The following is a 24,445-nucleotide window of genomic DNA, read 5'->3' on the forward strand; positions in this document are numbered from 1 at the left end:
TATTTCATGAGATTGCCACGCAGCCTACGGCTGCTTGCAATGACAGAGCAGGAATAACATCGAGTCTACACCTCCGATAAATTCCAAAGTAGTTGATTTGCCTCAACAATTATATTTTTATCTACTAATTTCTTGATATATACTAATTTATTATCTGGTTTGATTTTTGCCTGATTAGAGTAAGTACTAACGAACTTTAAAATTTTATCAGTCATATCGGCATTTTTATAAAATTTAATCACAAATCCGTTATCTCCTGAATCTAGATTTTCAATATTTAACTTAAAGCATAATAGTTTTATTTTTACAATATCAAGTAAATTATTAAATTCAATCGGTAGTAAACCGAATCTATCAATCATCTCATCTTTAAATGTCTCTACTTCTATCTCATTACTTAAATTACCTATTCTTCTATATAGTCCAAGTTTAAGAGCTGCATCGGCTACATAATTATCTGGAATAAAGACGGATAATCCCAAATTAATAGTCGGGATAAAGGGTTGTTCTGAAACAATCGGTTCATCTTTAAAAATAGCTATTTGTTCTTCCAGCATTTCTTGATATAGTGCTGTACCTACTTCTTTAATTTGTCCTGATTGTTCTTCACCTATCAAATTACCGAAACCTCGTAAATCCATATCACGGCTTGCAATAGTAAAACCTGAGCCCAAAGCACAACTATTTTGTATTATCTCTAAGCATCTTAAGGAGTGCGATGTCATTTTTTTATGACTTGCTACCGTGAGATAAGCATAACCCCGCATTTTACTTCGACCTATGCGACCACACAATTGATATAGCTGACTAAGACCCAGCATATCAGCATTATGTATGATCATGGTATTTGCCTCGGCTATATCAATTCCTGATTCTATAATAGTAGTTGAGACTAATATATCGAATTTGCCGGCATAAAACTCGCTCATAACCTCATCAATTTTACTCGGAGTCATTTTTCCGTAAGCTATTTTATAGCTTAATTCCGGCACAATTTGTTGTAATTGTTTTGCGATATCCTCTATATCTCTAATTCTTGGAACTACATAAAAACTTCTTCCACCTCTAAAATGTTCGCGTAATAATGCATCTCTGATAATAACGGGATCAAACGGCATAACCGAGGTATGAACTTCCAGCCTGTTTAGAGGCGGCGTTGCAATAATGCTAAGTTCTTTTAAACCGGTCATTGACATTTGCAGCGTTCTAGGAATCGGTGTTGCCGACATTGCAAGTACATGGGAAGAGGATTTTAGCGATTTAAGAAATTCTTTTTGACCGACACCGAAATGTTGTTCTTCATCGATTATTAACAATTTCAAATTAAAGAATTTTATATTTTTATGTAATAAAGAATGAGTGCCTATTATTATATTTATTTTACCGCTTTCAAGCTCCGATCTTATAATTTTTGCTTCTTTAGAACTAATAACGCTAGATAATTGCTTGATATTTAAACCAAAACCTTTGAACCTTTCTATGAACCTTGAAAAATGTTGACTACATAAAATAGTTGTCGGTACAACTACGGCTACTTGAGGTAAATGTTCATTTAGAGATTTTGCTACCATAAAGACGGCACGCATTGCTACCTCTGTTTTACCAAACCCGACATCACCGCATATTAACCTATCCATTAACATACCGTTTCTTAGATCTTCTTTAATATCGTTTATAGCGATTAATTGGTCTTCCGTTTCGCTGAAAGGAAAATTAGCACAAAATTTATCATATTCTTCAAGGTCAAATTCAACGGAAGCACTACTATTAAGTTTCCTTTTAGCTGCTATTTGTATTAAATGCAGTGCTATCTCTTTTATACGCTTTTTAAGCTTTGCCTTACTTCTTTGCCATGCAACGCTACCAAGCTTATCAAGCTCCGCATTATCATTGCCGTATTTTTTTATTACCTCTATACTTTCAACTGGTATATATAATTTATCATTGCCAGCATATAAAATCTTTAAAAAATCATGTGGTTTGCCTTTGATTTCTAAAGCTTCTAGCTTTAAAAACTGCCCTATTCCATGATCTTTGTGAACAACAAATTCGCCTTCAGCTAAATTATCAAGCTCCAGCAAGATATTTTTAAGTTTTTTGTTAGTGTTTGTAGAGCTAGGTTTTTCTTCTAATAATTCGCTAGCGGTAATAAATAAATATTCTTTCGTATAAAAGCTTTGATTTAAAGGAATTATCGCGACATTTATTATTGAAGCCTTAGCCTCATCTAATTTATTTATCTCATTATATTTATATTCATAATTTTGAATTATGCTTTTGATTCGCTCAAAACTACTTAAAACGCTTGAGCCTATAATAATTTTCTTATGAAAATTTGCTTTAATAACCTCAAATAATTTATCGAAAACCGTTTTCTTTTCTATAAAACTTGTAGCAGCGATATTTTCAATTAAGCTAGCTTGCTCTGAGTTTTCAAAAGTAAGTAGCATATTATTTTTTTGTTCTAGTAATTCCGTTATTTCAGAAGCGGTAAAATATAAGCTAGTCGGTGAAAGGGTGGGATAGAAACTATTAAATTTAAGTTTATTTGCCTCTGACCTTGCCGAATAAAAATCGTTATAACTATGTTCAAATTCTAAAATGGCTTGTTTTGACAAATTATCGAATATGAAAATAGGATCGTTTAAATAATCTATTAAGTTAGAGCAGGAATCGTAAAATAATGGGAGTAATTGTTCATATCCTGTGAATTTTCTTCCAGATATTACCGCCTCATATAAAGCATTATCAGTATGATTAACTCCAAAATTTCGTAAGTAATTATTCTTAAAATTACCTATAGTTTCACTATTTAAAACTATCTCATTTGCAGGACTAATAATAAGCTCCCTGCAGGATTTAGTCGAAATTTGCGTATCAATATCAAATTCTTTTATTGATTCAATATAACCCCAGCTAAAATGAATTCTATAAGCTTTAGGACCGGACAATATGATATCAATAATTTCGCCTCTAACCGCAAATTCCCCAGCATCGATGCTACTCGCATTTCTTGTAAAACTATTTTCTACTAGAAACATAGCAAGCTCATCCGTAGTAAATTTCATTTTAGGGGATAATTTCAAAAAATATTTAGAAAAAAAATCTTTCGGCGGTAATTTGTTTAATAAGTTTGCTGTATGAGTGATGAGTAATTTGTTACTATTACTATTATTTGTTGTTAGCTTGATTAATGTTTCTGCACGTCTAGATAAGATATTTGCATTTGGTGACGTATGGCCATAAGGGATGGTATTATAGCTTGGAAAGTAATAAATATTTTCATTAGAAGAAAAAAATAAAGCTTGCTTGTATAATTGCAACGCCTCCTCTTCATTACTCGCACTCAAGATGAAATCTTGCTTAAGATTCTTAGTAAAATTATCAATTGCAAAGAAAGACTTGGCAGCCGCCGGAAATTTTTGTTGTAACATTCTACAGGAGTTTATATTTTTGCTATTTTGTGTAATTTATCAATTATTTCGGCATCTAGATAAGAAGGAGCAGAAGATTTATTATTAATCCAATTATAAAGATCATTATCATTTTGATCAAGTATTAAAGAATAGCTTCCAAGTTTTTTTTCATCCATTAAGGATAGGTACTTTTCGGCAAAGCTACCGAGTATATAATCCATTTCTCTGCAACCACGATTTTTACTACGGTAAACAAGTTTCTTTTGTAAAGAGTTTTTATTTAATTTATTCATCTATAACATCTTGCAAAAATTTTTTATAATAATATTATTAAAATAATCAGATACCAAGATCATTTTAAAATGCTTTAATAATTCAGCACTCTAATAAATCCATTCTACATGGGTAAAATTCTATTAACTTTTATTATCAATAACAGCAAAAAAATAAATATGTCGGTTCAAAATATCTGTTCTACAAAAGCTTATGATATGCTAATTTCAAATGATAATGCTTTTCTTGTAGATGTTAGAACTAGAGAAGAGTGGCAGCAAGTGGGGATACCTCATTTAGATAATAAAAATAAGATGATCTTTCTAAGTTGGCAATTGAATAAAGATTTTGAAGATAATTTTTTATCTATCGTTAACGATAAAATTCATGCAATAATATTTTTTCTGTGCCGTTCAGGATATAGGTCATTTATCGCAGCAAATTTTATAACTAATATAGGTTATAAAAATTGTTATAATATAAGTGACGGCTTTGAAGGCAATAATCAAGATAAAGGGTGGAAACAAAATAACTTACCGTGGCAGTTTTAAGTGAGTACTAACCAAATAATTTTAACGGATCAAGGTGATAATTATGTAAATGTCTGGAGTCACGTGGCTCAAGATCTTTACAATCATTACGGTGAAACTCTATATAATAGCTGGTTTAGTAAAGTTAATTTTATAGAGTCTTCATTAAATACCGTTATTCTTTGTGCCCCTACTAACTTTGTTAGAGATTGGATAAAATCCAAGTACTCTATGGTCATATTGCAACTATTTCAACATTATAATAATACCATTAAGTCAATTGAAATAATTACTAAAGAGTTACCTGGAACAACTCAAACAGTTACAGAATTACCTACTAAGACTTTTGCCGATATCGGCAGCAGTGCGCTTAATTCGGAAAATATCTTTTCAACCCTTGATGTACGTTTTACTTTCGACAATTTTGTGGTTGGAGCCCCAAATGAGCTAGCTTATGCAGCCGCAAGAGCGGTTGCAGAATCATCAGGTGCGGTTTCTGAGTCTAATCCGCTTTTTCTATATGGCGGCGTAGGGCTTGGTAAAACTCATTTAATGCATGCAATCGGTTGGTACATCAAGCAGCATAATCCAAGCCGCAAAGTGATATACATGTCAGCAGAAAAATTTATGTATCAATTTGTTAAAGCTCTACGTAACAAAGAAGTAATCTCGTTTAAAGAGAAATTTCGTTCGGTTGACGTGTTAATGATTGATGATATTCAATTTATTTGCGGTAAAGATAGTACGCAGGAAGAATTTTTCCATACTTTTAATACATTGATTGATAATAACCGTCAAATGGTTATTTCTTGTGATAGATCGCCTTCAGATTTAGATAATATTGAAGATCGGATAAAATCTCGTCTTGGATGGGGCTTAGTTGCTGACGTTCATAGTACTACTTATGAGCTACGACTCGGTATTCTAGAATCTAAGATTGAGCAGATGAACGTTAAAATACCAAAAGACGTAATTGATTTTTTAGCATCTAAAATCGTTTCAAACGTTAGAGAACTTGAAGGAGCTTTAAATAAGGTGATCGCTCATTCTAATTTTACTTTAAAAGAAATTACACTCGAAAACACACAAAATATTTTACGGGATTTACTGCGTTCTAATGAAAGAATAATTACCGTTGAAGATATTCAGAAAAAGGTAGCTAGCCGTTATAATATTAAGTTATCCGATATGTCTTCATCACGGAGATTACGAGAAATTGCAAGACCACGTCAAATAGCCATGTATCTTAGTAAAGCATTAACGCCGAAAAGTCTTGCAGATATCGGTAAAAAATTCGGTAAAAAAGACCACACGACGGTTATGCATGCTATTAAGAAAGTAGAAGAATTACTGGAAAACGATATAGAATTACGCGAAGAGATTAATTTGCTAATGAAAATATTGCAGAACTAAACGTCATACTGTAGTCAAGCTGACTTTGTTGCATGGTCCGAAAAACTGACGCGATGTCATTCCCGCGAAATCGGGAATCCCGGGTAAAGTAAAATAAATCGAGCTTTTAATTGTACAAACTTATTGTGTATAACCTTTAAATTACTGGATTCTCGCTTTCGTGGACATGACATAAACAGCCATACAATAAAGCCCAAACTTCGCAGGAATGATATAGATATATATATCAAATGCTTTCAAAAAACGATTCAGTAAAAGAAATTTTTTTTCAAGATTCTCCAGAAAATACCAAATTAACAGAATTATAGATAATTATGGTTACGGTGAGGGGGTAGCATATTTCTTACTTAAAAGTTTAAATAAATTAATAAAGAGAAATGATAAATTCACTATCTCGACTACGATTATCAAATCCACGCTAATCAAGAATATAGATATATTTTTAAGAATAGTAATATTACAAAATATTTTATTGCTCCTGAAAAGCGCTTATTTTATCAATTAAAATTTATTGATGCAGAAAGGGTATACTCAAATGATTTGGAGAATTGGAATGTAAAACGAGGAGCGAGTACGCACAACCCTTAATAGGTGAGCATGCGAGTCCTCCGAAGTTTTGTAGAAACAATGCTTCAAATCATTTGAGTATACAAGCTACAGGCAATCATCTATGTGGTAAAAATCAATATAATACTACCTATGTATTTTTAAATCCTGATTCATTTACTCTTAGCTACCAAGTTCTAGGACCTCAAAAAGACCATAATATTAATACTGTTTTTAATCGTATATAGTATTAGTATGTTCTCCAATTAGTTTGGAATATTCTTTCATACTATTGTCTATATCAGTTGTTTCCAAAGTTTGATTATTATCATCATCATTTGCATCATATATATCTTTTCTTTTAGACAAGGAAAGTTTTAATCTCTTTTGAAACGGGGTAGGGGAAATAGTTTGATTAAATTTGGGGGGTAATATCTTATAATACATTCTTAGCATATTCAGGTGCATCAATATCATACCATTCTTTTATTTTAGCATATAAAATTTGTAGAATTTCAGGTAGGATTTTAATTTCTGTCTTGAGAGATGCTTGTTTTTGAGCTAAAAATCCTTCAATATTTTTTAAGCTTTCAGTAAATTCCAAGTAAGTTATTTCAATTAAATCCTTTAAATCTTGAGAAAAATCCTTTTTTTCAAGCAATTTAGTTTTTGTAAGCTTTAAATTACGTTCTCCTATATTGTTTACTTTAAGAATTAAAGCAGTTAAATTTTGGTCTAATGAATTTAACAACTTTATAGGACAATGCTCTAATTTATGAACTTTGGCTAAAAAAGATTTTATATCATTGCTTTTTACATTATCCATATTTTTGTAAAATTACATTGAAGCTAAGATGTCAAATATTCGTGCTATATTTGCTAGTTTATGATTATTTAATTTTTTACTAAGCCATTCTATTAATATATTACCTTCTTTAATAAGTAATAGATTACCATTTTGTACATTTGTAGTGTCATAATCTATTGGACAGGAATTTGGTAACATATATTTATAGTTTTTCAGTATACCTCTTGTTTGAGCAACGGCATGCTCAGCAAACATAGGAAAAAACTCCTTATATGCTAAAAATATAGGAGCCGTAAATAAGGTTGCATTATTTCTATGCGTTACAAGCATAAATAACAAATGTGTTAACTTTTCTGCAAAGTAATTTAGTTTTCGCGGTAATTTGCTATCAATGCTTTAGCATGTACAACTTCAAATATACGTTTTATAATAGCATGTTTATATTCATGTTCTTGCTCAAATTTAGATAAAATTTCATCATACTGTCCTAAGCCAGATACATCTGTTTGTACATTACCGGTTTTATAATGTACTATATGATTAATTGTAAAAGTTTCTTCTTTAGTATTTGAGATCTTACATATAGTAGATAAATCACTATTTATTTCTTCTAAAATCCGGTGCTTTAGCTGATTTTATTATTCCTGCCAATCATTTCAGCAAAAGCTAAAAGTCCTTTAGAATTATGTATGGGTTATTACTTATACTTTTTTAAGTTGATATTACTGTTTTGCAATGCTTGTAATAATACTTTCTTTGCATGCTGAGCAGTCATACCGTCTGCTAAAGCAAATATCTTAGGAATAGAGTGATTTGGATTAAATACACAATGCAATAACTTTTGATAATCCTTATCACTTATATTTTCTTTGTTATAATTTTTAAATAATTACGTTTATTAAAAGCAGTTTTGATAGTATTAAAATTTTCTTCGTAATCATTATTATCTACAACTAATATTTCAGATTTAATTTTTTTATAAATATTTCTAATAGTAGAATATTTAAAAAATCTATCAGCTAAATTATGTAATACTAAACTTAGTTTAAGTTTAAAATCTTCAGAGTTATATATATAATTAATATTTAGTATATTTTTAAGTAAAAAATTAAGATATTTAGATAAAGTATAATTTTCTTTTAACTCTTCATCAGAGGAGCTATCAAAGTTTTCGTATTTTAGCATTATTATTTATAGTAGAATGAGTATTAAATTATTTAGAAAATATCCCTATAAAGGGGATTAAAGTATCTAGTATCTCCGTAAGGGCACTAAAATCATCTCTATATAATAAATCATTTGTAGTACAAAATTCTTTAATATCTAAAGTTTATCCAGTATTTCCCTCAAAACAATACATAAATGCCAAAGCTTCCATAATTTTCTTATCTTTAACAAATTTAAATAATAATTCTTTTCCATAAGTTATTGTATCTTCAACATCAGCTAAATCTTTCTCTACTAAGGGCATCATTGTATTTACTTCTTGAGCTAATAACTGAGTATCTATATTACTAGGATGACTTAGCATATCTCATACCATCATAGTTATAATATTAGCTATATACTAAAATATTCACTATTAATTAAGCTTTCTTTACTAATAGTTACAATTTATTTTATAAGTTAAATTTTGTTCAGTTTAGATTTGAGACAAATAAGTTATTGACAAAAGTTAATTTTTATTGTATTTTGCCCTCTTAGTATTTTTTTTGAAAGGTAGTTATGGTAGATATAAACAATAATAAGATTAGCTTAGCACTATTTGAAGGCGGTGGAGTAAAAGGAAATATCCATTTAGAAAAATTAAAAATAATGGAGCAAATAACCGGTAAGCCTACTTGTGAGATATTCGATTTTACTGGAGGGACCAGTGTTGGAGGACTTATTTCTATTTTGCTTAATTTACCGAATCCTAATAATCCCGGAAAACCTTTATTCAGTGCAGCGCAAGCTCAAAAACTGTTTGAAGAAATGGCACAAAATATTTTTCCGGTAGGATTAACTTTTAGAAAATTGTGGAGTTTTAATGGCTTATTCAGCCATAAATTTTCTCCTGAACCATTAGTAAAATTATTGAAAAAATATTGTAAGGATTATACCCTCAAGGATTTAATCGGTGATGTTGTAGTTACAGGTTATGATCTAAATAATAAACAAAATCCTCTTATGACCTTCTCTACTATAGATGCTAGACAAAGTGAAGAGAATAATTATTACCTTTCAGATATAATACAAGGCATCACTGCAGCACCTGGATATTTCCCCAGCCACAATTTCCGTAATATAACCAATACTAAATCACATAAAATTATTGATGGTGGAGTATATGCTAATGACCCAACCTTACAAACATGGCAATTATTAAAAGAAAATAACTATCACATAGAAAACGCTTTGTATTTATCATTAAAAGAAGAAAATAATGATGATTACCAAACTGTTTGTTGCGGCGGAGGGATGCTAGAACTAGTGAAAAATAATATGCCCGCTAAAATATTAGCAGCAACACAACAAGCTGATGAACAAACTGCTCAAAGCATTTTTGGTAATAAATTAATAGAAATAGCTACTTATATTCCAGCAACACATGCTGAGATGAGTAATTCTAGTACTGAAAATCTGCAAGCACTAAAAGAATTTGCTAAAAAATCTATATATGGAAGCTCCACCTTTAGAGATATACCTTATAATGAAAAGTTTAAAGAAGCTATTGATAAAATAATAACTAATTATAATGCAAATAACCCTAACGACCAAATTGTTATGAATGATTTTTATAAAGAGTTATTCCATATTAATACTTCTAATAACGTACTTGATAAAAGTTTTGAACAGGAAGAGGATATAGCAAACAACGAGGATGCAGTGAATACACCAATAGCTCAAGCTCTAGATTCTCAAGATATAGAACCTGAGAAAAAAGAATTATTAGCAGGTATCAAGGAGTTTTTTAATCCATTCATCGAAAAAAATCCAGAAGCAAAAGTAGAGATAGAGAATTTTTTACACGAAATAAAAAATTTGACATTAGCAGAAATTGAAAACGGTATTGTTACTTTTAAAGAAGCTAGATTAAAATGGCAAGCAGAGCAGAATAACCTTGATGTATTTAGTAGCTGTAGTATGGAAGCCTTAAAAGAGGATATGACTCTTGAGGGTGAAGAGCATACAGATGATGTACAAGGTTATCTCTAACTTTCTTAATGTCATTCCGGCGTAGGCGGGAATCCAGTCAAAAAAGTATAAATATGCTAGACTTTTAAAACTAAACGTTCGATTTATCTCGCTTTACCTTAGATTCCTGTTTTCGTAGGAATGAAATCGAACGCTTTCTTCGAGCCATACAACAACGCCACAGCTGCTCACAATGACGACACCTGTGTTTAGTTAGGGATATTTGACTTTTTCTTCTTATATAAAATCCAAATACAATAAAACGAAATAGCAGAGCTAATACTTAAAACGAAGCATAATAAAGCAAAATTGCTTATCGTTGCGCCGTGTATTTTAGAAACCAAATATTAAAGTTACAGCAGCGATAACTACGTAGTATATTGCACCAAATATAGACCCTGCTGTACCTGTTACTTTAGCATAATCCTTCAGTGCATAACGAAGCATCATAGGGATAAGTAGATGATGCCCAACCATATGAATTATCATCGGTGCAAATATCATAGCGATTGCAAGATTATGATTCGTTGAAATAATTTCTAATATAAAAGCATTTACCGCAAATAATATACAACCACACAAACTAAAAATAAATCCTAAACCCATAACTTTTTTATCGTGTACATGGGCGTTTTTTTATTAAATACCCTCTGAAAAAGCCTCCAAAGATAGCGGCAAAAGATAACAAAAACGCTAATTTACCGTAAAAAGATGGCGAAACTTTCATTTTATCAATTAAAATAAAAGGAGCTTCTATGAAAAAACCGTAATATATGCCGTTAAATGCACCGATGATAAAAGCATATAACCAAAGAATTTTATCTTTAATAATTACCTGCAACACCTCAAAATATTTACTGCTTTGGGAAAAATCTATATAAGAATTTATTTCAGGTAAAACTGTATAATATAGTACCGGTAAGGCTAAAAAATACAAAAACATAATGCCAGCTTGAATATTCTATAATATAGTCCCCTATAGATGAACATAGAGAAGGGATAAATAACAGCCATAGAGATAAGCTAGCATAGACATATGATAACTCTAAGCCTTGATAGCAGTCTCCAGCCATACCTGCCCAATAACAAAACCTACACTTACACCAAAAGCTTGCACAAAACGAGCTTATCATCAACATTGCTAAACTGCAAAAATGCTAATAATTGAAGATACAACATAAATAAAAAGCCCTAATAAAGCTATAGGTCTCCTGCCGTAAATATCTGATAATCTGCCGAGTGATAATATACCAAGCGTAAACCCTAGAAAATATAATGTAGATGTAATGTGAGTGAGACCGCCGTCAATGCCGAAATATTTGGTTAAACTCGGTAATCCTGAAGTATAAATTGTTTCCGTAGTCGGTAATAAAATAAATAAGCATAGAAGCATCCATGGTGGAATCTTCGCAATAATTTTCATAAATGATTTTTTTTATTTCGGTTCATCGAGTTTTATCTATTAATCCACTCCAAACAAAATTTTTCCATTATCATTTTTAATCTTTCTATTCTCTCAATCAAGTAAAGTAACTGCTCTCTGCTAATTCTATAATTTTTATCATATCTTGCATCAACGTAAGCTTTTTCTAGTAATTCAAAATATTCTTTTTGTTCGGGAGACGATTGCAGAAATACTTTAAGTAGTTCAACATTATAAATTTGCACAATATCCACCTAGCTTTCTTATATCGTGTAACTTTGGTTTGTAACGGGCAAAAACTAATAAAATGTTACTGTAAATACTTTCAGTGGCTTGATGCAGCTCAAAAGCACTTTTACTAAAATCACCTCTTTCTAATGGGTATTTACAATCAATAAAAAACTCTTGTCTCTACCACACCAGCATTCATAATCTTCTTTAGCCATTTCTTTTACTTCACTCCAAGACAAATTTTTAGCTCGAGCAAGCTGCTCGCCACTATCATATAAAAGAATACCTTCACGCTTAATGTCGGTATAAAAATAACGCCCTTTTTCAAGCTTGTCATTTACCTCACTTATAGATTCGCATATTATAGATATCCAAGGTTCTAGCGAAAAAAACTCGGCTTTTCTTAAGCCTGTTTGTTCTAACCTTTTTTCTATCTTAGATTCCACCCTTAAAGTAGCATGCTCCTTAAATTTACCTTTTTTTCTACTAAAAAGTTAAAATCACTTGTATAACTATAAGTAGTATGATCTTCCGTATACATATCTTTAACCCAATCACCTCTAGCATACGAGCCATACAAGATAATCAGGGCAATTTTATCCTTGGCAACAGCCAAAATTTGCTACACTATATAATCAAGCCTATTTTGCACTTCAAGAGACCATTTTGGTCAAATTGTTTTCATAGCTGATCGTTATTTAAACGTTAAATCTAAAATGTACTATATCCCCATCCTGCATTTTATATTCTTTACCCTCTAAACGCATTTTACCTACTTCCTTGGCTTTTGCTTCACTACCGAGATTTATGTAATCTTTATAGCTGATAACTTCTGCTCTGATAAAACCTTTTTCAAAATCGGTATGAATAATACCGGCAGCAGCCGGTGCAAGTGTGCCGTCTTTAAAAGTCCAGCTATGGACTTCCTTTGGTCCTATAGTAAAAAAACTTTTAAGGTTTAAAAGATTATACCCCTCTTTAATGACTTTACTAAGCCCTGTTTCATCTAAACCTATAAATTTTAAAAACTCTTCCTTTTCTTCCATGCTTTCAAGTAAAGCAATTTCAGCTTCTATTTTTGAAGAAATTACGACACTTTTAGCATTTTCTTTCTTTGCTCTTTCCGCTACTAATTTTGTAAATTCATTACCTATAGCTGCATCTTTTTCAAGTACGTTACATATATATAAAACGGGCTTAGAGGTAATTAACTGCAATTGTTTTAAATTATCAACTCTTAAAGTTTCATTTAACACTCTTGCAGGTTTATCCACACCTAATACCTTATAAACCTCTTTTAACAGCTCTATCTGCTCTGCCATTGCTTTATCGCCTGACTTCAAGCGTTTTTCACTTGTAGCTAAAAACTTTTCAACCGATTCTATATCGGAAAGTATTAATTCCGTTTCAATAATCTCGAGGTCATGCAGCGGATCGACTTTGTTATGTACGTGCGTTATATCCTCATCTTCAAAACAACGCAGTACGTGCAGTATTGCATCGACTTCCCTGATATGAGATAAGAACTTATTACCTAGCCCCTCCCCTTTGCTTGCTCCTTTAACAAGTCCTGCAATATCGACAAACTCAATATAAGACGGAATAATTTTACCGCTTCCGGCTAAGCTTGCTAGTGTATGCAAACGCGCATCAGGCACTAAAACTTTGCTGCTATTAGGCTCAATAGTACAAAACGGATAATTAGCAGCATCTGCAGCCTGACTTGCCGTTAATGCATTAAATAACGTCGACTTACCGACATTCGGTAACCCAACAATTCCGAGTTTTAGTGTCATAAATTTTTCCGTAAATAATACATTATAGAATCTTTTTCGTAACCGTGCATAGCAAATTCAATTTTATACCCCAGTTTCTCATAAAACGATTTTGCTTGGCAGTCCATAGTAACAAGATGAATAAAATTACAGCCTCGTTCACGTGCTAAATCCTCAACCTTTTGCATTAGTACAGTACCATAATTTTAGTTTCTTATATTTTTCATTAACAAAGAGTGATTCAATGTAAAATCCCCCCAAGAACTCATACCGCTAATGCCTACAACAAAATTTTTATCCTGATCTAAACAGGAAAATGAAAAAGATTCAATATCTCCTACTAACCCCTTTTGTTCTCTAGCATCTTTGTTCAAAGCCTCAATAATTATAGTTCTATGAGTTCTATCCATTGCATCAGCAAAACAATTTCAAAATTTTGTGTCATAAATCTTTGCTTCTTTGCTGTTTAGTTTTAATATCGTTTTCCCGTCATTGCGAGGAGATGCATAGCATAAACGTGGCAATCTCATGAAGTAGTATAGAATTCCTGAGATTGCTTCGTCAAAACTTACAGTTTTTCCTTGCAATGACGAGTTGGTATCATCCATACAGCAACGTCGATCAAGTCGTAGGAATAACATTGAATATATCAAGCTATCTTATTCTTAAATTCTTCTAACTTATTCTCTAATATTAAACCAAAGTTACTAGTGATTCTATCTATAGCTTGCATTACTGTTTTATACTCCGGTTTAGAGAAATGATTAAGTACGTAATCTGCTACATCCTGATTATTTTGCGGTCTACCGACTCCAATCCTAATCCGGTTATAATTATTACCTATAACCCCATCAATCGACTTTAAACCATTATGCCCACCATTACTGCCACCGGTTTTAAATTTTATTCTACCTGTTTCTAAATCAATATCATCATGAATAACAAAGATTTTTGCGGGGTAGATATTATAATATGTTTTCACCGATATCACTGACTTACCGGACAAGTTCATATAGGTGGTAGGCTTTATAAAACTAATCTTTTGTCCATCACTAATAGTTTCAGCAATTTCACAATTGAATTTTTTCTTTGTACTAAATGATGAATTATATTGGTTTGCTATTTTCTCTATAGCAATAAAGCCGACATTATGCCTCGTATATTGATACTCTTTTCCTGGATTACCAAGACCAATAACAAGAAGCATAATAATTTACCTAATAAAAATAGTAATGGAAAATTTTTGAAGAAGTATTGATTTGCAAGCAGTACAGAATAATGTCATTCTTAGCTCAGCATTATTGCGTGGATCGAAAAACCTACTCGATGTCATACCATGGCTTGACCACGGTATCCAGAAAAAAATTAACAAAGCCTGGATACCGCTACAAGCTCGCAATATGACAATTAAAGATTACCGGATTCCCGCTTCTAGCTAGGAATGGCATAAAACGAGCCAAACAACAACGCCTACGAATCCTCGCAATAACCGATTTAAGTATCTAAGCAAGTCCTTATAGTGAGAATTATCTTACTTCCCTGCTTCAGCGGCTTGTTGTTCCCCTTCAGCTTCAGTTTTTGCTCCTCTACGTCCTATAATAGTTGCAAGGACAAATTCTTTTTTTGTCATAAAACTACATCCTTTCGGTAATTCTATTTTTGACGATTTGAGCGAAGTAGCCATAGGCATATTAGTAACATCTATAGTTACGTTTCTTGGGATATTATTAACATCACATAATAAACTAACTCTTCTTTTTACTATATTAAAGTATCCACCTCTTTTAACGCCTAAAGCTCTTTCTTTCCCTTCATATACTACAGGTACTTCTATTTTTTGGGTTTTCTCTTCTAAAAAGACAAAATCAACATGGCGTACTATATCCGTAACAGGATGTAATTCTACAGCCTTCGGCAATACTTTATATTTTTTCTTATCAATTGTTAAATTAATTAACTGAGAGATAAAAGCCGGCTTTCTATAATATTTAGTTATTTCCTTTTCTTCCAAAGAAATACTAACAGGTGTTTTACCCGCTCCATAAATAATAGCCGGAACACGCCCTGCTCTTCTTAATGCTCTTGCTGCTCCCGTACCGAATTCCGTGCGGAATTCCGCTTCAAGTTCTAATATTTCACTCATTATTACTCCATATTAACTTATAATAAATCTTCATTATCATAATTCAGTACAATTAAAAATTCAAGTAAATTAATTTTTGACTAGAATATAGGAGTAATATATTCCTTAGTTAAAATTCTTTAATTGATTGGATATTGAAAAGAAATTTAGTTCTAACCGAAATTATTTTGTAAGGAAATTATGAAACAGATACAACCTAAGCGTATTGCAAATCCCTCAAACTGTGGAGAAGAAATTGCTGCCAAGGATATAATAAGGATTTTCTACTTGAATCTATTATGTACTCTTCTGACTATGACTATATTGGGCGTGACAGCGCGAGTGAAGATAGTGAAGATGACGATTCTTATGCCTCAATACTCTTGTTAAAAATAAAGAACCGGAATGCTAAATTCACTTAGATTTAGTTTAGTATATTATATATGTACTACCAAACAAATGTTAGAGAACAATCAGAAAATGTGAAGGTTTCTAATTTAGACAATGAAAAGCAGGTAATTAAATGTAGTACAACTCCAACAATTCTGTACCGAAAGTTCAATTGAATCTATGATAACATCAACATCAAAAAGCAACATAGATGCTAACACAATTAGCTTACCTTTCCCTTCTGTAGCACAACAAAAACAATTAGGGAAATTATATCGTTATAATTAAAATTTTTAAAGAGCTTTACCCTTCTAATTCTGACAATGGTAACGTTGGAATAGTATATATTATTAGGTGATGAAAAGGGGTCATACAGCGACCTAAATCTATGGGATATTTAAAAATTTATGAGTTTGCAGAGATAATCTAGCACCACTTTCTAATGCTAATTTTACTGCTAACTCATTATTTTCGCCATTAAGTCTTTGGTTGTTTTGATCCATAGGTTGAATAAAAACCGGTATATTATAAGAGGTTTGCCCTACTTCCGGTATGAGACTATATTCTAAAATATTTTTAGCAACGATAAATTTCACCGCACTAATTTTAGGCAATAAATCTTCTCTTATTTTACTATAACCGGTTTTACCTACCTTCGGCGAACAAATTATAGACACTTCTTTCGGCAAAGAACGATATAACGTACCGTTAGTCTCTATTTGAACTTTAACATCTCGGTCTAATAACTTCTGACATAATAACTCTATAGGTTGACGCATCGGCTCACCGCCGGTTATTACTACTAAATTAATCGATTTTTCATTTTTAGAATTTAATGCCAGGCTTTCTACTTTATTCAAAATCTTATCTATATCTACTAAATCAAAATCTTCAAACTCCGTATCACAAAAATTACAAGCAAGATTACATCCTCCAAGCCTAATAAAGATTGCAGGACAACCTACAAAAATGCCCTCCCCTTGTATAGTCTTAAAAATAGACTGTACCTCTAACTGAGTACCGTCACCGTTTAATATGCTTCTTTTAGGATTTTGTCCAAACATTTTTAAATTATTATCGATTGATTAAAAATATTATAGTACATTTTTATAAAAAAATCTTGCAATAACTAATACAAAAAACTATTATTTAGGTTTCATCGGTAATATGGCTTTGGTATACCTAATATTTTACCGCTTAAACCTAGAAATACCAATTATAAGGAACAATATGCCTAAATTAAAAACAAAATCTGCCGTAAAAAAACGTTTTAAACTTACTGCTAGCGGCAAGGTTATTGCATCTCAAGCAGGTAAAAAACATTTTATGCGTCGTCGTACTAAAGCTCAAATTCGTAACCTTAGAGGAACTACAATACTTTGTCCTCAAGACGGATATAATATTAAAAAATATTTTTTACCGTACGGTATAAATTAATTAACTAGGAACTAAAGCAATGACACGTGCAAAATCAGGAAAAATTTCCAAAAATCGACATAAAAAAATCCTTAAATTAGCCAAAGGCTATAGAGGTAGAGCAAATAGCTGTTTTAGAGTAGCTATTGAGAAAGTAGAAAAAGCCCTACAATATGCTTATAGAGATCGTAGAAACCGTAAACGTGATTTTAGAGGCTTATGGATTCAAAGAATAAATGCAGCAATAAGAGAACATGGGCTTGTTTACTCTCAATTTATGGGAGCTCTTAAAAAAACAGAAATCGATATAGATCGTAAAGTACTTGCAGAACTTGCCGTCAATAACAGTGACGGATTCGTAAGTATCGTAGAAAAAGCAAAAGCACATATTTAAGTATTTAATGTCATCTCATGGTCAAGCCACGGGATGACATATTTATAATAATTAATTTTTATTTTCGTTCGGTATAAATATTATGAAACGTACATTTCAACCTAGTAATTTAGTTAGAAAAAGAAGACATGGTTTTAGATCTAGAATGGCTACTCCAACCGGAAGAGCAATCTTAAGAAAACGTCGTGCTAAAGGTAGAAATAAATTATCTGCTTAAAATAATCTGATTTATCAAATTGTCTATTACCTCTTTAAAAAATCAAAAAGAATTTGAGCTTATAAATAAGCTTGGAAAGAAGCTCCATGAGAGATATTTTATTTTGGTAATCGCCACAAAACTTCCAAAAATCTTCCTTGAATCAAAATATAACACCTTTTTAGGAATCAAAGTTAGCAGAAAGCTAAATAAAAAAGCTGTAGTTCGTAACAAAATTAAAAGGCGTATACGACATCTAATTAGAATTATTGTTAGTGATTCTAGCTTTAAGGCTATAAAATTTGCAATGATTATTATTCCGAGAAAAGGATTTGAAGAGATAAACTTCTCACACTTGAATTATGAATTAAGTAAAGTAATTCTAAGAAATATTTAGATATTATTAGACCTCTTCAGAAACTCTACTTCTATATGTAATTTGTATGTCGATCCGGTACTCGAATCCTCACGTACTCTTTTGTATGCTGCGGTTCTGTGTTCCGTGTCTCCTTCAAATTCCTCTCTATAAGCGAGTTTCCGAAGAGGTCTATTGAAATGACTTGGCATTACTCGCGTGGCTTGGTTTTGCCGTCATTTTTACAGATTTTTTACTATTTTTTATAGATTGCCACGCTTCTTGCAGTCGCTGCGTTGTGGCATGGCTCGTTTTATGTCATTCCCGCTGTCGCGGGAATGACATCGAATAGGTTTTTCAAGCCATGCAAGCAAGCCTTCCACGGGAATAATATTGAATTTTATTACTTATACTCCCTCTGTCCCCTCTCCTAATACCGGTACTTCTTCTACCACAGTAAGTGTTGTATCTATAGTATTTTCTTCAGACGTAATAGTCTTTATAGTAGAATAATAATATTTTTTTACTAATTCGATAACGTCTAAATTATGCGTCTCTTCTGCCATATAAATATTAGAGCTACCTACCTCTATAGTACTATGCTCAAGTACAGCTTTTAGAATAGCTAAATCACCTTTCTCTATAGCCTTATCAAGATTATAGGTACTTACTTTAGTATTACCATAATTAAGTAAACACATTAATAGTTCAGAATTGCCTTGCTCTATAGCATTCCCTATACTAGTATCAGTGTATAATCCCTTCTGATTTAACATAGTCTCTATCTTGCTTAGAGAAAATTTATTAAAATAATATGTTTCTAAGGTTAAAGCTCTACTAAATACCCTGATTAAGTCATCATATGTTAATTCTTTCGGCTTTGTTTCTATATTTAAGTTAAATATTTCAGGATATGATTCATGATATTTCGCATGAATATTTTTATAAAATTTTACAAAAGCTTTATATTCTTTATGTAGAAAAACCGGCAACTCCGCTATGCTTTTCATCTTTTTAATTTTATTAGCACTTAAAGAAAAACTATAAATTTGATCGTCTAATTTATAGCTTATACTAAAATCTGATGCTACTAATAGATGAAAATAATCTCTTATATATTCAATCAATAAGAAGTCATTTTTTGTTCTAGCATCGTAATTATTTTGAGCTAATCGCATAATATTTGCATCGCTGGCCTTATTATAAGTGCATAACACCATGTTGCCCTGTATCCAATCTAAATGATGTTGAGCGGCTCCTGAATGACAAGAAAATATATGAACAATATTACATTGATTTGCAGTGGTATTATTTTGTATTTTATTAAGTAGTGTAATATCTAATACAGGAGTTGTACCTTCATCAGAAAATATACTTATTGATAAGTAAGAAGGCTCAGGCATAAAATATGATTTAATTTTTCCCCATAAACCTAAATCAGTAGGTTTATAGAAAAACTCTGATCCATGTGCATTTATAAAATATTCACTACCTGTACCTGAAGGTAAGTCAGCTAAGGTTTTTATTTCCTTGATATCAGGATTTTCATTTTTCATACTTATATTCGGGCCTTTAAACAATATTTTTTGCATATTTATATCCTTATATAATTCACTTAATTACCATATTCTATGAGAATTACCGCATAATATGGCAATTTTTATAAAAGTCAAGATAGAGTTGGTATTTTATTCATAGTTGTTAAGTTTTTAATAAGAAAAAATCATATAAAGCTATATAGTATTTATAAAAATTTAGAGTTGATAATTATAGATAATAGCATTGAAAATAAGGCTATAACGTAACCGGCAAAAAAGGGATAAGATTTGAAATAATAGCTTTCATTTCTTCTGCACTTAATATTTTCTCTTGCACTAAAAAATGATCTTCCACCTTTTCTATTGATGATTAGCTCTTACCGCTTGTACCCTTGCCCCTAATTGTTTATAACTATCTATACTTTCCTTATCTTGTTTTTTCTTATACACCTCTTCTATTGCTTTTCGCTCTAATTCATTACTCTTATTCTACTCCCAAGCCTTTTTTTCTTCATTTTCAGGTTGATCGTTTTTAATACGCTCTATTTTGTATCTATTTCTACAATTTTCTCTTCTATAGATATACTTGATTTTTTATATATTTCTGCAAAAAATTCATAATTTTTATCTTTAATATATTTCCTAAATTCTGATTTTAATCTAAAGAATTTTTGCATGACTGCAGAATTTTTAATAATCTCAGGCAATTCCAAATTATTTAAATCACCTTGGATATATTGAAAATTTTCTTTTTGCTTTTCATAGTCAAATAACAATTCTGCTTTTATATACTCTTCAATAGCATCAATAACACTTACTACAAAACTTGTCTTTTCTACTTCAAAATCTAATTCGCTCATATTTAAATCCTAATTATTATTAAATTGAAATTTAAGAAATTTTAACTGTTGGTAATATAGTCAATTCAATGAGATTTGCATAAAAGGCGCAAGGCACGAAACCTATAACTAATAGGAAAGCAACAAGTAATGATGTAGGTGAGTCCAAATCAATTGACTATAAAATACTGTCATTGATTTTTATGCAAAATTCTATCGAACTATTCTCAATAAAAACTTACAACCACTTCCGTTTCTTAAAATATTTATAGTTAATAATTGTAGATAATAGCATTAAGAATAAGGCTATAGGATAACCATACGGTGATTTAAGCTCAGGCATTACGGTAAAATGCCGTAAATACTATCTATTAAAGTGGGTGGGAGAAAAAATATAGTAACCAACGCAAAAATTTTAATAATATTATTTTGTTCAATTGCAATCATACCGAGTGCTGCGTCTAGGGTTCTTGCAATCTCGCTAGATATAAATTGTGAAAAATTAATTATTGAGTCTACGTCTCGAAGCAATGTATCTAATAGATCCTTAGATGCTTTATTGTGAGTTATTTGTGGAGATTTTAAAATATATTGAATAGCCATAGTTAAAGAAAATAAACACTCATGGCCTTTAGAAAGTAAATCACCTTTTCAACCTATTTTCTTTAATACATTGGTATAATCTATACGCAAATCATTAATATTATTATCAAGTATTAAACGTCCATAATCATCAATATCCACACTAATCGACTGTACAATATTCGATAATCTTGTTACCATATTACGCAGTAACATAAATAAAATATTTTCTGCATTATGTTTGTTATTAAGCTGCTTAGCAAATTTATTTATACAGTCATTAAAGGGTATTAATGCTACGTAACGAACTGTTATAAGACAACATTTATACAAAATAAATACTATAGAATGTGTTTCAGGAAATTCTTGCTCTTTATTAACGAGTTCCGTAATAGTTAGATATAACGCCTCATTTTCAACATATAACCTCTCAGAAATCTCAATTTGCGATATATCCTTTAAAGTCGGTATTGCTATATTTAATGTATTTTTTACTATTACTTTTTCTTCATCTGTTATATTGAATAAATCAATCTATAATGTGGATTCATTAATAATATATTCTGCATTTTTTACTATAGAACTATTGTCCTTTAAATATGTAGTTATCATATAATCTCAAATATGTTTTTATAGAGATTAACAAACTTCACTCTTTAAAGCAACTGAAAGCTTTTATTCTCGTAGATGATTCCTATTATTAGACTTCGTGCATAACCTATCTTAGAAAGAGGGACTTGAAAGAAAGACGGAAGCACTTGCCACCGCAGCGTACACGCAAGCAACGTGAGGATGCAAGTACCGGATTGACGTACAAATCGCCTTTAGAAGGAGGTTATGCAAGAAGTCTATTTTCTAAATAACAAATAATATATAATATAAAACCATCCAAAAAATCCATGAATAATAGCCCATAATATTGATTTATTCACATTAAATGATATTACTATTGCAAGTATTGTTCCAAGAGCAATACCACCATATCCTAAGTAGTTCATATATTTTATCCTTAATATTTTTGAGAGGATATATCCTATTTCAAAAAAACCTTATAATTTATAGCTAACAAGAGCCGAGAAGCCACAGACAAGAAACAACAGCAGTTATGAAATGTTCGGCATTCGAGGGCTTACAAAGACATTGCTGCCAATTTTTTAAGTTCTATCTGAATATATACGTTCCTTACAAAAGCAGAACTTTATATATTAATTATTTTTTTGCAGTAAGATTCCAAATTTTCTCTGCTTTACTTCCAAGCTACCAAAAGCTTATTCCTAGAATTGTAAAAATACTGCTTTATGAGTTGTATTCAAAAAATCTTGTATATAAATTAATAAATAAAAAAGTAATCCCGAATCCTTTAGTTACCGAATTATCTTGTTTTGAACCGTGATAAATAGCTGCTCCAGACATTAAAGCAAATAATAAAGACCAATGAAATAATTCTATCGGCTTTACCGGCTTTAAGTAATAATCTTCAGGATCATAATTTCCAAATATTGATAATAACCACATTGTAATAAATGAGTATAATAAACCAACTACAAGAGTTACTTGAGTAAAATGATTGAATGTTTTATTTTCTTCTAGTGCAAGAGCAGAGAATGCTAATATTCCTCCAAATAATATAAAATGTAATAGATAATTCATACCTAAGTAATATGCTCCCCATCCTGACATATACCCGGTTTCTGCTCCTATCCAACTTACCTAGTGCAATTAAAGCAACACACCAAATTAAATTTGATTTAGAGAAATATTCTAATATGGCATAAACCATAAAAGATAAAAGCAATAAAATGGAAAAATGTCCACTCCCTGAATCAAATGCTTTTCCTAGTTGATAAATAGCACAAACAGTGGTTAAGACCCCTCAAAATAATACTGACCCATTGCTAAAAATTTTCTCTGGTTTTTGTTGCTGTCTTTTAAAACCAACAAAATAAATTATTCCCGATAAAGTTGATAAGGTAATAAATTTCAGCAGATACGGGGCATTAAAAATATATTCTAATAATTCGCGTAGATAATGATCAGACAAAATAGCATTAACTATACATATTCAAGAAACCAAAAAAGAATATCTAGCTAATTTCTTCCAATCAAAATTTAATATTTCTATATCGTGTTTAAGTAATATAGTTGTATTATCCAAGTAAACCGGCGTTATTCCATTTATTTAATGCTGAAAAAAGTATCTTTGCCTGTAATTTAGCAATTTTCATAAGTTAATCTAAATATCTCCAAAATTTTAATAAAAAGATATTGTTAATATATATTGTCAAGCATTACTAGATTCTGTGGACAAACTACCTTTAAAAGGAGTATATGCAATAAGTCTAATGAGTATATAAGCAAATAAGTGTTATTCCTCATTACTTTAATGCTTTCTTTAGACAAAACAGTATTTGTTTTTGAGAAGAGATATAGGAAATTGAAAAAAGAAAAGAAATTATAGTCTTAAAAGCAAACAATTAGTTAAAGATAGTGACAGTAAATATTTGGACTGAGTAATTACTTATATTTGTATAAGTAATATACTAATTTAGTCTTTAAGGAGGTAATCCAGCCGCAGGTTCCCCTACGGCTACCTTGTTACGACTTCACCCCAGTCGCTAATTTTACCGTGGTTGGCTGCCTCTTGCGTTAGCTCACCACCTTCAGGTAAAACTAACTCCCATGGCGTGACGGGCAGTGTGTACAAGGCCCGAGAACGTATTCACCGCGGCATGCTGATCCGCGATTACTAGCGATTCCAACTTCATGCTCTCGAGTTGCAGAGAACAATCCGAACTGAGATGTCTTTTAGGGATTTGCTCCACGTCGCCGTCTTGCTTCCCTCTGTAAACACCATTGTAGCACGCGTGTAGCCCAACCCGTAAGGGCCATGATGACTTGACGTCGTCCCCACCTTCCTCCGGCTTATCACCGGCAGTTTTCTTATAGTTCCCGGCATTACCCGCTGGCAAATAAGAATGAGGGTTGCGCTCGTTGCGGGACTTAACCCAACATCTCACGACA

The 24,445-nt window shown here is 31.4% G+C and carries 29 protein-coding genes, 1 rRNA gene and 4 pseudogenes (1 of these 34 only partly in view); 8 read left to right on the forward strand and 26 right to left on the reverse strand.

All coding sequences use genetic code 11. The annotated features are described in order from the left end of the window. Positions 1-65 precede the first annotated feature (65 nt). Both mfd and BG75_RS04990 read right to left on the reverse strand, forming a co-directional pair. Complete coding sequence (mfd, locus tag BG75_RS04985) at positions 66-3,434, reverse strand: transcription-repair coupling factor (protein ID WP_062811656.1); 3,369 nt, start codon at positions 3,432-3,434, stop codon at positions 66-68. A gap of 11 nt (positions 3,435-3,445) precedes the next feature. Beyond that, complete coding sequence (locus BG75_RS04990) at positions 3,446-3,709, reverse strand: succinate dehydrogenase assembly factor 2 (protein WP_012151075.1); 264 nt, start codon at positions 3,707-3,709, stop codon at positions 3,446-3,448. Positions 3,710-3,868: 159 nt separating this feature from the next. On the opposite strand from BG75_RS04990, the gene BG75_RS04995 reads away from it, so the two are divergent. From BG75_RS04995 to BG75_RS10020, 3 genes are all read left to right on the forward strand, one after another. Further along, the gene (locus tag BG75_RS04995) at positions 3,869-4,240 is read left to right on the forward strand and encodes a rhodanese-like domain-containing protein (protein WP_062811891.1); all 372 of its coding nucleotides are present in this window, start codon (positions 3,869-3,871) and stop codon (positions 4,238-4,240) included. Further along, a complete protein-coding gene (gene dnaA, locus BG75_RS05000; protein WP_062811657.1) occupies positions 4,241-5,632 on the forward strand; it encodes a chromosomal replication initiator protein DnaA in 1,392 nt (463 codons plus the stop codon). A 641-nt stretch (positions 5,633-6,273) separates the two neighbouring features. Further along, positions 6,274-6,426: a DUF6314 family protein gene (locus tag BG75_RS10020; RefSeq protein ID WP_252903669.1), complete on the forward strand. Its 153-nt coding sequence runs from the start codon at positions 6,274-6,276 to the stop codon at positions 6,424-6,426. Here the strand turns inward: BG75_RS10020 and BG75_RS05015 are convergent. The 6 genes and pseudogenes from BG75_RS05015 to BG75_RS10675 all read right to left on the reverse strand — a co-directional run bounded on the left by BG75_RS05015 (position 6,413) and on the right by BG75_RS10675 (position 8,517). Continuing rightward, positions 6,413-6,625 carry a hypothetical protein gene (locus BG75_RS05015; RefSeq protein ID WP_084777231.1) on the reverse strand — a complete coding sequence of 71 codons (213 nt, stop codon included), beginning with the start codon at positions 6,623-6,625 and terminating at the stop codon, positions 6,413-6,415. The genes BG75_RS10020 and BG75_RS05015 overlap by 14 nt on opposite strands. Further along, entirely contained in the window at positions 6,615-7,004 is a 390-nt protein-coding gene (locus tag BG75_RS05020) for a hypothetical protein (RefSeq protein WP_217284887.1), read from the reverse strand. The genes BG75_RS05015 and BG75_RS05020 overlap by 11 nt, the downstream gene beginning before the upstream one ends. Before the next feature lie 12 nt (positions 7,005-7,016). Then, positions 7,017-7,316: a hypothetical protein gene (locus BG75_RS05025; RefSeq protein ID WP_062811660.1), complete on the reverse strand. Its 300-nt coding sequence runs from the start codon at positions 7,314-7,316 to the stop codon at positions 7,017-7,019. 367 nt (positions 7,317-7,683) lie between these two features. Then, positions 7,684-7,821 carry a hypothetical protein gene (locus BG75_RS09095; protein ID WP_217284901.1) on the reverse strand — a complete coding sequence of 46 codons (138 nt, stop codon included), beginning with the start codon at positions 7,819-7,821 and terminating at the stop codon, positions 7,684-7,686. Positions 7,822-7,844: 23 nt separating this feature from the next. After that, complete coding sequence (locus BG75_RS05030; protein WP_062811661.1) at positions 7,845-8,171, reverse strand: hypothetical protein; 327 nt, start codon at positions 8,169-8,171, stop codon at positions 7,845-7,847. Between the two features lie 28 nt (positions 8,172-8,199). Then, a pseudogene (locus BG75_RS10675) lies at positions 8,200-8,517 on the reverse strand (hypothetical protein). A 194-nt stretch (positions 8,518-8,711) separates the two neighbouring features. Here BG75_RS10675 and BG75_RS05040 point away from each other — a divergent pair. Beyond that, on the forward strand, positions 8,712-10,184 hold the full coding sequence (locus BG75_RS05040; protein ID WP_062811662.1) for a patatin-like phospholipase family protein: 1,473 nt from the start codon (positions 8,712-8,714) through the stop codon (positions 10,182-10,184). A 188-nt stretch (positions 10,185-10,372) separates the two neighbouring features. On the opposite strand, the pseudogene BG75_RS07650 reads toward BG75_RS05040, so the two are convergent. From BG75_RS07650 to BG75_RS05090, 11 genes and pseudogenes are all read right to left on the reverse strand, one after another. Continuing rightward, positions 10,373-11,586, reverse strand: a pseudogene (locus BG75_RS07650) (Bcr/CflA family efflux MFS transporter). 32 nt (positions 11,587-11,618) lie between these two features. Beyond that, positions 11,619-11,840, reverse strand: coding sequence for a HEPN domain-containing protein (locus BG75_RS10025; RefSeq protein WP_084777233.1), 222 nt, complete (start codon positions 11,838-11,840; stop codon positions 11,619-11,621). A 120-nt stretch (positions 11,841-11,960) separates the two neighbouring features. After that, positions 11,961-12,263, reverse strand: coding sequence for a hypothetical protein (locus BG75_RS10030; protein WP_252903670.1), 303 nt, complete (start codon positions 12,261-12,263; stop codon positions 11,961-11,963). A 2-nt stretch (positions 12,264-12,265) separates the two neighbouring features. Then, a complete protein-coding gene (locus tag BG75_RS08375; RefSeq protein WP_156468978.1) occupies positions 12,266-12,433 on the reverse strand; it encodes a nucleotidyltransferase domain-containing protein in 168 nt (55 codons plus the stop codon). A gap of 82 nt (positions 12,434-12,515) precedes the next feature. Beyond that, entirely contained in the window at positions 12,516-13,613 is a 1,098-nt protein-coding gene (gene ychF / locus BG75_RS05065; RefSeq protein WP_062811664.1) for a redox-regulated ATPase YchF, read from the reverse strand. Then, positions 13,610-13,780, reverse strand: coding sequence for a GNAT family N-acetyltransferase (locus BG75_RS05070; protein ID WP_014273656.1), 171 nt, complete (start codon positions 13,778-13,780; stop codon positions 13,610-13,612). The genes ychF and BG75_RS05070 overlap by 4 nt, the downstream gene beginning before the upstream one ends. Next, a pseudogene (locus tag BG75_RS05075) lies at positions 13,780-14,037 on the reverse strand (acetyltransferase). The gene BG75_RS05070 and the pseudogene BG75_RS05075 overlap by 1 nt, the downstream one beginning before the upstream one ends. Beyond that, complete coding sequence (locus BG75_RS10035) at positions 14,021-14,200, reverse strand: hypothetical protein (protein WP_252903671.1); 180 nt, start codon at positions 14,198-14,200, stop codon at positions 14,021-14,023. Before BG75_RS10035 ends, BG75_RS05075 begins: the two are co-directional and overlap by 17 nt. Before the next feature lie 41 nt (positions 14,201-14,241). Further along, positions 14,242-14,799: an aminoacyl-tRNA hydrolase gene (gene pth, locus BG75_RS05080; RefSeq protein WP_062811666.1), complete on the reverse strand. Its 558-nt coding sequence runs from the start codon at positions 14,797-14,799 to the stop codon at positions 14,242-14,244. A gap of 324 nt (positions 14,800-15,123) precedes the next feature. Further along, on the reverse strand, positions 15,124-15,735 hold the full coding sequence (locus tag BG75_RS05085) for a 50S ribosomal protein L25/general stress protein Ctc (RefSeq protein WP_062811667.1): 612 nt from the start codon (positions 15,733-15,735) through the stop codon (positions 15,124-15,126). Between the two features lie 755 nt (positions 15,736-16,490). Beyond that, complete coding sequence (locus tag BG75_RS05090; protein ID WP_004997925.1) at positions 16,491-17,168, reverse strand: 7-carboxy-7-deazaguanine synthase QueE; 678 nt, start codon at positions 17,166-17,168, stop codon at positions 16,491-16,493. Between the two features lie 166 nt (positions 17,169-17,334). Here BG75_RS05090 and rpmI point away from each other — a divergent pair, with 166 nt between their 5' ends. From rpmI to rnpA, 4 genes are all read left to right on the forward strand, one after another. Continuing rightward, positions 17,335-17,541 (forward strand): 50S ribosomal protein L35, encoded by a 207-nt coding sequence (gene rpmI / locus BG75_RS05095; RefSeq protein WP_004997924.1) that lies wholly within the window; start codon positions 17,335-17,337, stop codon positions 17,539-17,541. 19 nt (positions 17,542-17,560) lie between these two features. Then, the gene (gene rplT / locus BG75_RS05100) at positions 17,561-17,914 is read left to right on the forward strand and encodes a 50S ribosomal protein L20 (RefSeq protein WP_062811668.1); all 354 of its coding nucleotides are present in this window, start codon (positions 17,561-17,563) and stop codon (positions 17,912-17,914) included. Positions 17,915-17,996: 82 nt separating this feature from the next. Beyond that, positions 17,997-18,131 carry a 50S ribosomal protein L34 gene (gene rpmH / locus BG75_RS05105; RefSeq protein WP_004997918.1) on the forward strand — a complete coding sequence of 45 codons (135 nt, stop codon included), beginning with the start codon at positions 17,997-17,999 and terminating at the stop codon, positions 18,129-18,131. A 19-nt stretch (positions 18,132-18,150) separates the two neighbouring features. Further along, positions 18,151-18,507, forward strand: coding sequence for a ribonuclease P protein component (gene rnpA, locus BG75_RS05110; RefSeq protein ID WP_010977534.1), 357 nt, complete (start codon positions 18,151-18,153; stop codon positions 18,505-18,507). Here rnpA and BG75_RS05115 read toward each other — a convergent pair. The 7 genes and pseudogenes from BG75_RS05115 to BG75_RS05140 form a co-directional block, all read right to left on the reverse strand. Next, positions 18,504-18,677, reverse strand: coding sequence for a palindromic element RPE1 domain-containing protein (locus BG75_RS05115; RefSeq protein ID WP_084777234.1), 174 nt, complete (start codon positions 18,675-18,677; stop codon positions 18,504-18,506). The two genes, rnpA and BG75_RS05115, sit on opposite strands and share 4 nt — an antisense overlap. A 195-nt stretch (positions 18,678-18,872) precedes the next feature. After that, the gene (locus tag BG75_RS05120) at positions 18,873-20,057 is read right to left on the reverse strand and encodes a hypothetical protein (RefSeq protein WP_062811669.1); all 1,185 of its coding nucleotides are present in this window, start codon (positions 20,055-20,057) and stop codon (positions 18,873-18,875) included. Between the two features lie 488 nt (positions 20,058-20,545). Next, entirely contained in the window at positions 20,546-20,863 is a 318-nt protein-coding gene (locus BG75_RS05125) for a hypothetical protein (RefSeq protein WP_062811670.1), read from the reverse strand. A 217-nt stretch (positions 20,864-21,080) separates the two neighbouring features. Continuing rightward, positions 21,081-22,036 (reverse strand): annotated as a pseudogene (locus BG75_RS05130) (magnesium transporter CorA family protein). A gap of 236 nt (positions 22,037-22,272) precedes the next feature. Continuing rightward, positions 22,273-22,422 carry a hypothetical protein gene (locus tag BG75_RS08780; protein ID WP_196242483.1) on the reverse strand — a complete coding sequence of 50 codons (150 nt, stop codon included), beginning with the start codon at positions 22,420-22,422 and terminating at the stop codon, positions 22,273-22,275. 298 nt (positions 22,423-22,720) lie between these two features. Further along, the gene (locus BG75_RS07690; protein WP_084777236.1) at positions 22,721-23,104 is read right to left on the reverse strand and encodes a hypothetical protein; all 384 of its coding nucleotides are present in this window, start codon (positions 23,102-23,104) and stop codon (positions 22,721-22,723) included. 873 nt (positions 23,105-23,977) lie between these two features. After that, positions 23,978-24,445 (reverse strand): 16S ribosomal RNA (locus tag BG75_RS05140) (it continues 1,028 nt past the right edge of the window).

This window comes from Rickettsia endosymbiont of Proechinophthirus fluctus (genome assembly GCF_001602635.1).
In the GTDB taxonomy this organism is placed as follows: Bacteria; Pseudomonadota; Alphaproteobacteria; order Rickettsiales; family Rickettsiaceae; genus Rickettsia; species Rickettsia rickettsii.

Excerpts from the sequence above, each read along its gene's own strand:
- rpmH (WP_004997918.1), top strand. The coding sequence starts at position 17,997 with ATGAAACGTACATTTCAACCTAGTAATTTAGTTAGAAAAAGAAGACAT.
- rplT (WP_062811668.1), top strand. The coding sequence starts at position 17,561 with ATGACACGTGCAAAATCAGGAAAAATTTCCAAAAATCGACATAAAAAA.
- BG75_RS05070 (WP_014273656.1), bottom strand. The coding sequence starts at position 13,780 with ATGCAAAAGGTTGAGGATTTAGCACGTGAACGAGGCTGTAATTTTATT.
- rpmI (WP_004997924.1), top strand. The coding sequence starts at position 17,335 with ATGCCTAAATTAAAAACAAAATCTGCCGTAAAAAAACGTTTTAAACTT.
- BG75_RS08780 (WP_196242483.1), bottom strand. The coding sequence starts at position 22,422 with ATGAACTACTTAGGATATGGTGGTATTGCTCTTGGAACAATACTTGCA.
- BG75_RS05090 (WP_004997925.1), bottom strand. The coding sequence starts at position 17,168 with ATGTTTGGACAAAATCCTAAAAGAAGCATATTAAACGGTGACGGTACT.
- BG75_RS04995 (WP_062811891.1), top strand. The coding sequence starts at position 3,869 with ATGTCGGTTCAAAATATCTGTTCTACAAAAGCTTATGATATGCTAATT.
- BG75_RS05020 (WP_217284887.1), bottom strand. The coding sequence starts at position 7,004 with ATGGATAATGTAAAAAGCAATGATATAAAATCTTTTTTAGCCAAAGTT.
- BG75_RS05025 (WP_062811660.1), bottom strand. The coding sequence starts at position 7,316 with ATGCTTGTAACGCATAGAAATAATGCAACCTTATTTACGGCTCCTATA.
- BG75_RS07690 (WP_084777236.1), bottom strand. The coding sequence starts at position 23,104 with ATGTCAGGATGGGGAGCATATTACTTAGGTATGAATTATCTATTACAT.
- BG75_RS05085 (WP_062811667.1), bottom strand. The coding sequence starts at position 15,735 with ATGAGTGAAATATTAGAACTTGAAGCGGAATTCCGCACGGAATTCGGT.
- BG75_RS05015 (WP_084777231.1), bottom strand. The coding sequence starts at position 6,625 with ATGTATTATAAGATATTACCCCCCAAATTTAATCAAACTATTTCCCCT.
- BG75_RS05125 (WP_062811670.1), bottom strand. The coding sequence starts at position 20,863 with ATGAGCGAATTAGATTTTGAAGTAGAAAAGACAAGTTTTGTAGTAAGT.
- BG75_RS05040 (WP_062811662.1), top strand. The coding sequence starts at position 8,712 with ATGGTAGATATAAACAATAATAAGATTAGCTTAGCACTATTTGAAGGC.
- BG75_RS05030 (WP_062811661.1), bottom strand. The coding sequence starts at position 8,171 with ATGCTAAAATACGAAAACTTTGATAGCTCCTCTGATGAAGAGTTAAAA.
- mfd (WP_062811656.1), bottom strand. The coding sequence starts at position 3,434 with ATGTTACAACAAAAATTTCCGGCGGCTGCCAAGTCTTTCTTTGCAATT.
- BG75_RS05115 (WP_084777234.1), bottom strand. The coding sequence starts at position 18,677 with ATGCCAAGTCATTTCAATAGACCTCTTCGGAAACTCGCTTATAGAGAG.
- BG75_RS04990 (WP_012151075.1), bottom strand. The coding sequence starts at position 3,709 with ATGAATAAATTAAATAAAAACTCTTTACAAAAGAAACTTGTTTACCGT.
- ychF (WP_062811664.1), bottom strand. The coding sequence starts at position 13,613 with ATGACACTAAAACTCGGAATTGTTGGGTTACCGAATGTCGGTAAGTCG.
- BG75_RS10035 (WP_252903671.1), bottom strand. The coding sequence starts at position 14,200 with ATGGATGATACCAACTCGTCATTGCAAGGAAAAACTGTAAGTTTTGAC.
- BG75_RS05120 (WP_062811669.1), bottom strand. The coding sequence starts at position 20,057 with ATGCAAAAAATATTGTTTAAAGGCCCGAATATAAGTATGAAAAATGAA.
- pth (WP_062811666.1), bottom strand. The coding sequence starts at position 14,799 with ATGCTTCTTGTTATTGGTCTTGGTAATCCAGGAAAAGAGTATCAATAT.